9 protein-coding genes and 1 tRNA gene are annotated in these 12008 nt (G+C 34.1%); all 10 read right to left on the bottom strand.

The genetic code is table 11. The annotated features are described in order from the left end of the window. Positions 1-471: 471 nt before the first annotated feature. Positions 472-547: transfer RNA gene (locus ASJ80_RS15195), tRNA-Arg, on the bottom strand. A 214-nt stretch (positions 548-761) separates the two neighbouring features. After that, positions 762-1811, bottom strand: coding sequence for a methyltransferase family protein (locus tag ASJ80_RS15190; RefSeq protein WP_069583948.1), 1050 nt, complete (start codon positions 1809-1811; stop codon positions 762-764). A gap of 32 nt (positions 1812-1843) precedes the next feature. Then, a complete protein-coding gene (locus tag ASJ80_RS15185; RefSeq protein WP_176720254.1) occupies positions 1844-2875 on the bottom strand; it encodes an iron ABC transporter substrate-binding protein in 1032 nt (343 codons plus the stop codon). A 1533-nt stretch (positions 2876-4408) separates the two neighbouring features. Then, positions 4409-5167, bottom strand: a complete 759-nt coding sequence (locus tag ASJ80_RS15180) for an ABC transporter ATP-binding protein (RefSeq protein WP_069583946.1) — start codon at positions 5165-5167, stop codon at positions 4409-4411. 1 nt (position 5168) lies between these two features. Next, on the bottom strand, positions 5169-6227 hold the full coding sequence (locus ASJ80_RS15175; RefSeq protein ID WP_069583945.1) for a FecCD family ABC transporter permease: 1059 nt from the start codon (positions 6225-6227) through the stop codon (positions 5169-5171). Position 6228: 1 nt separating this feature from the next. Next, positions 6229-7278, bottom strand: a complete 1050-nt coding sequence (locus tag ASJ80_RS15170) for a methyltransferase family protein (RefSeq protein ID WP_069583944.1) — start codon at positions 7276-7278, stop codon at positions 6229-6231. Between the two features lie 633 nt (positions 7279-7911). Further along, on the bottom strand, positions 7912-8961 hold the full coding sequence (locus ASJ80_RS15165) for a class I SAM-dependent methyltransferase (protein WP_069583943.1): 1050 nt from the start codon (positions 8959-8961) through the stop codon (positions 7912-7914). A 37-nt stretch (positions 8962-8998) separates the two neighbouring features. After that, positions 8999-10105 (bottom strand): ABC transporter substrate-binding protein, encoded by a 1107-nt coding sequence (locus ASJ80_RS15160; protein ID WP_176720253.1) that lies wholly within the window; start codon positions 10103-10105, stop codon positions 8999-9001. Positions 10106-10465: 360 nt separating this feature from the next. Beyond that, the gene (locus tag ASJ80_RS15155; RefSeq protein ID WP_069583941.1) at positions 10466-11077 is read right to left on the bottom strand and encodes an FmdE family protein; all 612 of its coding nucleotides are present in this window, start codon (positions 11075-11077) and stop codon (positions 10466-10468) included. Positions 11078-11219: 142 nt separating this feature from the next. After that, positions 11220-11993 (bottom strand): ATP-binding protein, encoded by a 774-nt coding sequence (locus ASJ80_RS15150; RefSeq protein WP_069583980.1) that lies wholly within the window; start codon positions 11991-11993, stop codon positions 11220-11222. Positions 11994-12008 lie beyond the last annotated feature (15 nt).

Here is a 12008-nt window from a genome sequence, read left to right as displayed (position 1 = left end):
ATTGAATAATTTTAGAGAGATTTATAATGGATTAATTCTACTTTTCAGAGCCATAGCAATGTCCTGCAGGCATGATTAAATAGTATTGAAACCTTTAGAGGACTTAATAGAATTTGTAGTGATTCTCGATCTCCGAGCGAATGCGAGGCAAATCCACTTGTTTTGAAATCATTTTGGAATTTAATTAAGGAATTCAAATGAATTTATTGAATTAAATGTTGATTAAAATTAGAATTCGTCTTGATTTTGGATTTCCGGAGCAAAAAACGCAGTTTTTTGCGAGGCCGTCAAAAAATTGAAAATTTTTCGGGCCACAAAATCGAAGATTTTGTAGGATTTTGGATTAAAGATTTTTTAAAAAACCCTCGAAAATCAGAGATTTTCGGGGCATGTGAAAATTTTTAATTTCACTGCCACAAAATTGAAAATTTTGTGAGCACCAAAAATGCTTCGCATTTTTGAGTGCTTTAGCGGACCTGGGGGGATTTGAACCCCCGACCTTGGGATCCGAAGTCCCACGTCATATTCCTGGCTAGACTACAGGCCCATTTAAATAATTTTCAAATTATGATCAAAATAAAAATGGTACATTATAGCTTATAACTTCATTCATTATAAATTTATTGTAATTTTAATCTCAAAAAATAAAGGAAAAAGGATATTTACTAACATATATTCAAAGTTCAGGAAATATATGAATACCTTTTTATAAAATATTAACTTTAACCTAATTTCAAGAGGTACTTGTGCATATTGAATTATTAACTTATTTTTTTAGCTACTATAAGTTTATTCACTGCTTTAGGTCCAAATGGTGAACTGAAATGGTTTATATTGTGAATATCAATTATAGTAAATCCTAGTTGTTTTAAAAATCTTAAATAATCCTCAAATGATAGATCTTCTTTAAAACTAAACCTTGTTTTACCATTCATTGTTTTATCAAAGTTGGTAAAGTTCCATTCCAAGCTATCTAAATCATCTTCTAATGTAGCTTCCTTTTTTTCCAGAAAATACTGTTTGTTTATAAATAGTCCACTTATATTCAGTGAATTATAAACTTTTTCAGCAATTTCAGGATTTTTACCCCCGGGATTATAAGATGAAAAGATGACATCGTAAGTTCCGCCAAAATTATCAGTGTAAAAGTTTCCAGGAATAGTCTGGACACTGGAATCATACTTTTTGATAAATTTCTTGGTTTCCTCTAAAACATCAGGGAGGTCAAAGACATAGCACTGCAGGTCAGGATTCATCTGACTCAATGCTATAGAATACAGTCCATGACCTCCACCTAAATCAAGCAGAGTATTTGAACTTATAAATTCATCATAACCTGTCACTATTTCAACTGTATCCTGTAACTCACCAGATAGACAATCTTCTGCTACTGCCTGTATAAGAAAAGGATATGAAACATTACTTTCGGGATATAATTCTCTTTTCAATGCATATTCTAAATTATTCCATAAATCAGCTTTATTTTTTAAAAATAACATACAATTATTCTGATTATGCTCCGACTCTGAGTTTAGATATATTTCAGATATTAATGTATTTTTATAAAATTCCCCTAATTTTTGCAATAATCCAAGTTTTACCAGTGCCTCCAGAAGGTAGTAAACTAACACATGTTCAATTCCAAGTTTTTCAGAGATCTGTTTGCATGTCATTTTTTGGTTTAAATTGTTAAAAATTTCAAGTTCTATGGAAGTTTTTAAAAGATTAAATCTTTTTAAACCATATAATGCATTTTCAACAATGTCATGTAGTTCTTCCGACGAAATGTTTGGCCTGTCTTTAAAGTTCATTTTTTATCACCTGAAAAATTAAAAAAAATATATTAAAAATTCAGCTTCTTGAATTCTCCATAATGTACTTTCATAGTACTGTAAACCGATCCACCAGATCCACCACTAAACTCTTCAAATATTTCATTAGCCTTCGCCTCAGGATCCACATCTTTAAACTGCTCAGGATAAAGAATTTTTCCAATGTAATATGCATCTACAAACATTATATCCTTATCATAACAGCAGGATATTACTTCATATACATTTCCGTTTTGTATAGCTTTAAGATCATTATACTCCGAATGTTCGCTGGTATCATTCATCACTGAAGTTAAGCTTCCAGATTCAATGAAGATCATATCAGGATTCCATTTTATCAGCTGTTCTCTATCAATTTGAGCATGTGAAGTAGTATTTGCAGCAGTATTGACAACACTTGCAACATTTGAGGCGTTTAATAATACAAATGGAGGATAATAAGGATTTGTAGACGTGATATCATGCGCACCATAGTAAACTTGTCCGCCAACATAAACAGTTTTATTGCTGGAAACATTTTTGGTTCGGTTGTCAAGATCTGATTCACATGAATTAATGTAATTAACAAGTTTTTTTGCCCTTTCTTCCTTACCTAACACTTTACCCATTATTTTTAAAGTCTTTTTGTAAGTATCCATTTGTTCAGATGTTTCAACCGCGCCCACATATACAACAATTGTTGGAATACCTGTTTTATTCTGTATAACATCTGCTTGTTGTGAATTTCCGGCAAATATCACGTCTGGCTTAAGTTCTATTATTTTTTCATAATTTACTTCATTTTTACGTGCATCACCAATAACAGGAAGGCTCATTAATTCAGGATGTGCAATTATATAAGGTAATTGATTTCCCCAGCCACTTGTTGAATTGGTTTCAACCTGTTCTATTCCAACCAGTTTATCACTGGCATTCAAATACACTATATTTCTATTTGAAGTGCCTACTCCTATTACCCTATTGACTTGGACTGGAACTTGAATTGTCCTACCTGCTGCATCTGTTATCGAAACTGTACCTTTACTCGAATTTGCTTCTCCCAATCCTGAAAAAAAATATAAAATATATCCAAGGCACAAAATCCCTATAATAACACTTATAATTACTTTTTGATTAATAATATCGCCACCACTTAATTCAACATTGTTTGAATAAAATTAAACTAAAATTGAATTAATAGATATAAAAAATTTTTGATTAAAATTGATATTAATAGATGATCTCAAAATCCAACTTAAATTACGTTTTATGGTGAATAACCAAATATTTGACTAAACATATAATAAATTGTTCATGCGCTTTGAATTTAAGGAAGTAAATTTAACCAAACTGTCAAAGCTCAAAGAATTTTGTCAGCTTCATTTTTGTAGCCCAAAAAAATCGTAAATCTTTTGACGGTTGTCAAAATTTTAAATTTTCGTAGAGAAACAAAACCCATGAAACAAAAATTTTAGGGCAATCAAAACATTTTCACATTTTTGAATACAAATGTAAATTTGATCAAGTTATCTAAAATTTATAAGTTTAAAAGTTATGTTTACGGAACGAAGTTCCGTAACCGTGAAAATTCTATGAATTTTCACATGTCATTCACTATAAAAAGTTAAAGTTAATTAAAATTAGTAGTTTAAAATCAAAGAAGATAAAATTCTCATATTTCATTTTAACCAGTAATTTCTCTCATTAGTCGTAAATCTCAATTACTGTTGTTTCATAGCTGCTTCATAAGGTTTTCCGTCAAGAAAACACCCTATAAATAAAATACCCATATGATCTTCATTCTCTTTTGAAAGCTTTTGCTCCATATCTGCCACAGTTCCCTTATGACACGCTGTTTATCAGGATATCCTGCCCAATATACAACAGCACATGGCATATCAACAGAACAAACATTTTAAGGCTTTCAAATAGCTTCTTCGGATACTCAAAGTCATATATGTAACCATGCTAACTGGATACTGACTCACATCTTTTAATATCTGATCCCAATCCATCATATAAAGTGGAACCGCCTGCATTACAAAACGGATGTCATATGAGGGATTATACTTTTTTCCAGGGCTGTTAAACCTGCCGCCTCACATCCCATACCCGGGATAATAATGATATTCTCCTGATGAAACTGTTCTACATACCAATGGTTTGGGCCAAACAAGTATTGTCCGAATCAAGCAGTGCAACATCCTTTCCTGGACCAAAATCTCCTTGATTACGTTCACCCATTCATCTCTCAAATCAAACCGTTCCACACGAAATTTCTCTAATTCATCTTTACTCAATTCTAAAAAATGTTTCCCATTATAGTCCCAAAATCATTCCCATGGGTTAAAAAACTGGCTTTTTCCCTATGTATTCTGCAAATAGTTCTACATCTTCATCTGGAACTACAATGACATTGATTTGTTTAATTGTGTTTAAAGCCTGCAATGTGGCCATATTAGTCCAAGTGGACCAGTTCCAATGATATAAAACTTTCCACGCCCTAAACTTTCACTTTTCATAGTATTTCTCATTCATTAAATCTCAAATTGAATAGAATATTATCCCCCCTAAATTAAAGAGATATTGAAGTTGACTTATTGGGATTTTGGGATGATCATTGGAACACCTTCAAAGTTTTTAACATGCACATCAACCCCATAAGTTTCTTTTATAATTTCGGAGGTTATAACCTCTTTTCCCCCAGTAGTGAACACCTGCCCCTCTTTTAATATTATAAATTTATCAGAATATCTTAAAGCAAGGTTTATATCATGCATAACCACAATTGAAGCGATATTGTGGGTATCTGATACTTCCCTTATAATTCTCATCACTTCTAACTGATTTTTTAAGTCAAGGTCACTGGTAGGCTCATCTAAAAGTAAAATCTGAGGTTCCTGAACTAATGCACGTGCTATAACAACTTTCTGAAGTTCTCCACCGCTCAGTTCATTTATGTACCTGAGTGCGTATTCTTCGAGGTTCATGACCTTCAGTATTTTCTCTGTTAATTCTATGTCCTTCCTGGAAACATCCCATTTTATGTAAGGTTTTCTACCAAGTAAAACTGCGTCAAAAACGGTGACAAAGCCTGTTTCTGAACTTTGAGGTACATAACCAATTTTTCTTGCAATTTCGATGTCTTTCATTTTTTTTATATCCCTATCTTCAACGAAGATCATACCGTCTTTAAACTTCAAAATTCTGTTTATACATCTCATCAAGGTAGATTTTCCAGAGCCGTTAACTCCCAGTATTGAAACGAAATCGCCTTTTTTAACCTTAAAGTTTACATCTTTGAGTACTGTTGCATTCCCATAAGAAAATTCAACTTTATCTACTGAAAGAACCATTTTATCGCCTCATTTTCATTATTATGTAAAAGAACAACGGTGCCCCTAAAAATGAAGTTATAATACCTACTGGTAACACAATTGGAGATAATATAACCCTTGCAACAGTATCGGATACTAAAAGTATTAAAGCACCGAGAATAGCCGATGTTGGGATTAAAAACCGGTGATCATTTCCAATGATCCTCCTCATAATATGTGGAGCTATTAAGCTCACAAAACCAATAACTCCTAGAAACGCCACCACTACTGCCGATGTAAATGAAGAGATCAGCATTCCATGCAGCCTTATACGCTCGGTATTGACACCTAATCCTTTTGCAGTCTCTTCTCCACTTTCAAGGCTGTTGTAATCCCATGCATGATACATAAAATATACTAAAGCAGGTATCAGAAGCACGAACATGATCCAGACGTCGTTCCACATTGCCTTTCCAACATCTCCAAATGTCCAGAATACAGTAGCTGCAACCTGAGTGTCAGATGCAAAATATTGTAAGAAATGTATTCCTGCAAGAAATAGATAAGTCATGGCCATTCCTGCAAGTATCATCACTTCAGATGTTACGCCCCGCGCTTTGGCCAGCAAAAGAATTACACTAACACCACCCATCGCTCCTAAAAATGCTGCAAAAACTGTAAGGTATGGATTATTTATAATAACAGCATCCGCCTGCGTACTGCTTAAAGCTCCAGCTCCCAAAACTATAATTGCAAATGCTGCCCCAAAAGCCGCACCCTGCGTAATTCCCATTGTATAAGGGCTGGCTAAAGGGTTTCGAAGTACACTTTGCATTATACATCCTTCAATACCCATGCAGCAGCCCGCAATTATAGCTGCCAGAATCCTTGGAATACGGATGTTCCAAATGATCAAAGCTCCGTCTGCCTGCCTGTTAATTAATGCATTGATTATGTCATATACGGATAAATTTGCAGCACCTACTTTAATGGAGCAGATTACTGCTATAACTAGGGCTATAACTAAAAAAACCCCTATATATGTTTTATTCCGTATATATGACTTATAGTCTGTAACTGTTTTATCTTTAAAGCTCAATTTATCTCACTTTTTTAGCTATTACAATTTTATCCCTTGAAATTCTTCCAAAAGGAGTGTTAAAACGCGTTATTAGGTGAACATCCACCACTGAAAATCCAAGGTCTTCCAAAAATTTCAGGTATTCATCAAAGAGCAGATCTCCTTTAAAGGTGAATTTTCTGCCTGTTTTATGGGACTTTTCAAAATTTGTGAAGTTCCATTCCATATCATCCAGAACATCCTCTAAAGAACTAGGGTTGTTTTCAGGGAAATACTGTTTATTTACAAATAGTCCGCCCATGTTCAGAGAGTTGTAAACTTTTTCAGCGATTTCAGGGTTTTTACCCCCAGGATTGTACGATGAGAATATAACATCGTAACTCCCGCCAAAATCATCGACATAAAAGTTTCCAGGAATAGTCTGAACACTGGAATCATATTTCTCAATAAAGTTCATGGTTTCTTCCAAAACATCCGGAAGGTCAAAGACATAACACTGCAAGTCGGGATTCACCTGGCTAAATGCAATAGGATACATTCCATGACCTCCTGCAAGGTCAAGTAATGTTTTTGCATTCTTAAATTCATCGTAACCCGCCACCAGTTCAACTGTATCCTGCAGTTCACCGCATAAGCAGTCATCAGCCATTCTCTGTACAACTAGAGGGAAAATAACCTCTTCTTTTCTTGTTATATTCCCTTTTATGCTGTTAGATAAATTATTCCATAGATTAACATTCTCTTTTAAAGCAGATATGCATCTAATCCTATTGTAACTAGATTTTGAGTTTAAATATAGCTGGGAGGATCTCGTATTTTTATAGAGCTCTCCCGACTTTCCTACCAGTTTCAGGTTTAAAAGTATTTCTAAAAGGTAATTTGCCATCACTGGTTTAATTCCAAGTTTTTCAGAAAGCTGCGTGTAAGTCATTTCCTGTTCTAGAATGTCAAAAACTCCCAGTTCTATGGAAGTTTTCAGGACGTTGTATATTTTTAAGCCGTTTAACGTGTTTTCAATAATTCCATGTAGGTCCTCTGCTGAAACATCTGGACGTTCTGTAATATTCATCTCCTTCACCCCACTAAACTAAAAAAAAAAGAATTTATTAAAGATTTAACTGTTTGAATCTGCCATAATTTTCCTTCAACCTCTGTATATTGATACATCATTACCAAATATCGAACTTGTGAATATTTCATCAGGTTATCATTTGCATTCAAGTATATTATCTCCAGAACATATCTCTAAGCCTTTATTTACTTAAGTAAAGCCAAATTATTCTACCTGCAACATCAGTTACGAAAATTGTACTTCCACTACTTGAACTTACACTAACTGACGTATAGATCAGCAGCCCATTCTAATGCTACTGCAATAATAGTAATACCCACTATCAACTTTGAATTTGTAAAATCGCCTCCGTTTTGTATAGATTAAACAAAATCAGTTATAATACTTTCGATCTAAGTAATAATACATTTATAAAGGAACTCTTTCAAAGTAATACTTAACGAAATGATAATAACACGCTTATAAACAGAGCTTAAAAATGTAATACTCAAAAAGGGGCATTTTGTAATACATGATCACGGATTCACATTTAAAATTAGAACATACACCAAGAGCAGCAAAATAAAAAAACTGTAACCATCATCTTAGATGGTTTTTTAAATACGCTCCCATATGGTTGAATTATCAAGATTAACTCACTTTCTTAGCTATTACCATTTTATCCTGTGCTTTATTTCCAAAAGACGTGTTAAAATGGTCTATACGATGTACATCCACTATAGAAAATCCAAGATCTTCTAAAAATAAAAGATATTTTTCAAATGTCAAATCATCTTTAAATGTGAACCTTTCATTTGCTTTATTGGATTTCTCAAAGTTGGTGAAGTTCCACTCCATATTATCTAAAAGATCTTCCAGCGAATCTGGGCCAGCTTCAGGGAAATACTGCTTAGTTACAAATAATCCTCCATGATTTAACGAATTGTAAACTTTTTCAGCGATTTTGGGATTTTTACCTCCAGGATTGTACGATGAGAATATAACATCGTAACTCCCGCCAAAATCATCGGTGTAAAAATTTCCAGGTATAGCCTGAACACTGGAATCATATTTCTCAATAAACTTCCTGGTTTCTTCCAAAACATCAGGGAAGTCAAACACGTAACACTGCAGATCAGGATTTAACTGGTCAAACGCGATTGAATACATTCCATGACCCCCTGCAAGGTCAAGTAAAGTCTCTGCATTCTTAAATTCATCATAACCTGCCACCAGTTCAACTGTGTCCTGCAGTTCACCACATAAGGCATCCTCAGCCATTACCTGTATAATGAACTGGAAAAAGTTCTCATCTTTTTTTGCTGTTTTACCTTTTAAGGTATGGTTTAAGCTATTCCAAAGATTAAGCGGTTCTTCCATAGATAATATACAGTTAATCCGCTTATAATCTGATTCAGAATTCAAATATGTTTCTGAAACAGGCGTGTTTTTATAATTTTCCCCTACTTTCTCTACCATCCCTAATTTAACAAGTATTTCCAAGAGATAATATGTCAGTACTGGATCAATTTCAAGTTTTTCAGAAAGCTGCCTGCATGTTGTATCCCTATTTAAAATATCAAAAATTCCCATCTCTATCGAAGTTTTTAAGATGCTAAATACTTTTAAACCATTAGCAGCATCTTCAATAGTGCTCTGCAGTCCTTCCAACGATATTCCCGGGCGTTCTGTAATATTCATGTTATCACCTTTTTAAAATAAAAAATAAAGGAGTAAATTAAAGATTCAGTTGTTTAAAACCACCATACTGCGTTTTTAATGTACTGTAAACTGATTCACCATTTCCACAATCGAACTCGGTAAATATCTCAGCAGCTTTTTTCTCTGGATCTACGTCCTTAAACTGTTCAGGATAAAGCACTTTTCCAATATAATAAGCATTGGCAAACATTTCATCCTTATTATAACTGTACAGACAGTAAGTTAACACTCCATAAGTATCTCCGTTCTTAATGGCAGTAATGTTCTGATACTCAATATTTTTAGCGGTATCATTTTCAATTGTAGCTATACTGCCTCCTTCAACGAAGATAAAATCAGGGTTCCAATTTATCAACTGCTCTTTATCTATTTGAATAGCGTGGATAGTAGCATTTGTATTGTTAATTCCACCTGCAACATTTGAAGCATTTAACATTACAAACGGCGGGTAGTATGGGTTTGTAGATGTAATACCATGAGTTCCATAGAAAGCCTGCCCTGCAAGATAAACTGTTTTATTACTATTGATATTACTAGTACGTTTTGCAAGGTCTTCCTGGGTGGAATCAATGTAACTAGTAAGTTCTTCTGCCCTATCTTCCTTACCTAAAACTTTTCCCATCATTTTTAAAGATTCTTTATACGAATTCATCTGATCAGATGTTCCAACTGCACCTACATATGCAACAAGAGTCGGAATACCGGTTTTAGATTGAATTTCATCCGCTTGTTCTGCAGTTCCAGCAAATACCACATCTGGCTTGAGTTCTGCTATTTTTTCATAATTTACAGTATCAGTCTTTGCATTTCCAACCACAGGTAACTTCATCAGTTCAGGATGCGCAATGGTGTACGGCAGCTGAGTTCCCCATCCCCCTGTTGAATTAGTCTCTATCTGTTCTATTCCAACCAGTTTATCACTGGCATTCAGGTACACTATTTCTCTAGCTGAACACCCTGTCCCTATAACTTTATTTACCTGTACAGGGACCTGAACAGTCCTACCTGCAACATCAGTTATAGAAACAGTATTTCCACTACTTGAACTTAAATTACCTGAACCTAAAGCATAGATCAATGTAGCACTTAATAATACTACAATCGCAATAATACATGCTATCACCTTTGAATTTATAAAATCACCTCCATTTTGTATAAGTTAAACAAAACAAGTTATAATACTTTCGATCTAAGTAATAATACATTTATAAAGAGGCCTTTCAAAGGTAATAATTTAGATTATAATAATAACACATTTATAAGCAGAACTTAAAAATGTAATACTCAAAAAACTCTATTTTGTAATACTAAAAGAGCAAAAAATCTAATTTAAGTAATATTTTTAAAAATGAGTATTAAACTGAAGTAAAAATTTTAAATATTTTAATGAACTTCATCTTTTACTTTCATGCCACTACCAATGTTATTAACAAATTTGCAGTATCTAATGAACGTTAATTGATAAAAAAAGAAAAAAAGAGATTTAAGTCCTTGAATAATCATTGAAACATGGGATACACACGATTTTACCATTTTCTACTCGTGCCCTGTGCTCTGCTACCATTTCACCGCATTTAGCACATTTAACTGACTGGAATATTCTGGCTTCTTCAGGAATTTCAATCTTTACATGTTCTATTTTGAATAATTTCGCATCTGGCATGTCAAGGATATCAAAAGATGCTTTATCCTTTTTTTCTTCAAATTTTGATTTTTCTTCTTCACTGGCAGATCCAGAAAAAGCTTTTTCTCTAATTTCAGCAAATTCAGGGTCCATTTCATCTATACTCATCTTTAAAGACAGACGCAAAGTATCCCCCGTTTTCCTGTTTACAAATGAATACACATTTTTTCCATGATCTTTAAATATTAAATTTCCTTTACCAATGGTACATCCTGTTACAACCTGTATTGCATCAACACTGCAGCTGTCGTTTTCCACGATAGCAAGGAACTCTTCATCTATTGCTCTATCTGAACCAAGCTCTTTTATGGCTATTTCTGATGCACGGTACCCTATAGCTGTCCCTGGACAAACATGACCATGAAACTTAGTTACTTCTGAAAATGGTAATATCTGTATTGACTCTCCCATATTATCACCTGTAATACTTTTATTTTTTAGATTATTGAAAAAAGAATATATTCCCGGCTACTTTATAAATTTGCCGATTAAGTAAAAAAATAGAAGAACAGGTATAACAGTTAAAGAACATTTAAGTCCTATGCACCATAAGTTACGTAATGACAGTTATCAGCTTATCCAGCTCTTCTATGGCAGAAGGCATATCTAAAGATTCACCTTGAAGGTTTATCTGGGCAAGGGTAGACGAATAAGGTAAAATACCTTTAATCATTATGTTTTTTGCAGCCAGCATCTCTTCTAAAATTAGCCTTGTTTTCTCATCAACTTTATTTAAAACAGCACCAAAATTTTTTCCTGCTTCTTCAGTTAACTCGGCTGCCTTTTCAGTCAATAAAACAGCATCGTTAGAAGGATCAACCACCATCAAAACTGAATCTGCACCTTCCACTATTCCCCTTCCAAAATGTTCTACTCCAGCTTCAGTATCTATTAAAACCCATTGGTCTTCTTCTACCGTCAGGTGGTTCAGGAAATCCCGTGCTATAGCCCCCATAGGGCATGCACACCCTTCAAGGGTGTGCTCAATTTTTCCTATCTGCATTAAAGCCAGGGACCCATTCCAGTTCACAAATTCGGGTGATAAACTACTCAAGCCAGAATTTTCCATGAAAAACTCTGCCCGCTCGTTTTCTTCTCCCCTAATCTGGGCCATCAACTTATCCATTACAGCAGGTTTACCCCCCAAATAGTCCATAAGAGTCTTTTCTGCTGGTTTAACTCCAATCATTGCCGCCAACCCCAAATTAGATTCATCTGAATCTATTACTAAAACTGTTTTTCCCTGTTCTTTAAGCTCTTTGGCCATTAAAGTCACTAAAGTACTTTTTCCGCAGCCGCCTCTTCCACTAATAACTATCTTTGGCATGACAATACTTCCCAT

The organism is Methanobacterium bryantii, from assembly GCF_002287175.1.
Lineage (GTDB): Archaea > Methanobacteriota > Methanobacteria > Methanobacteriales > Methanobacteriaceae > Methanobacterium_D > Methanobacterium_D bryantii.
This window is presented reverse-complemented; position numbering and strand designations above follow the sequence as displayed.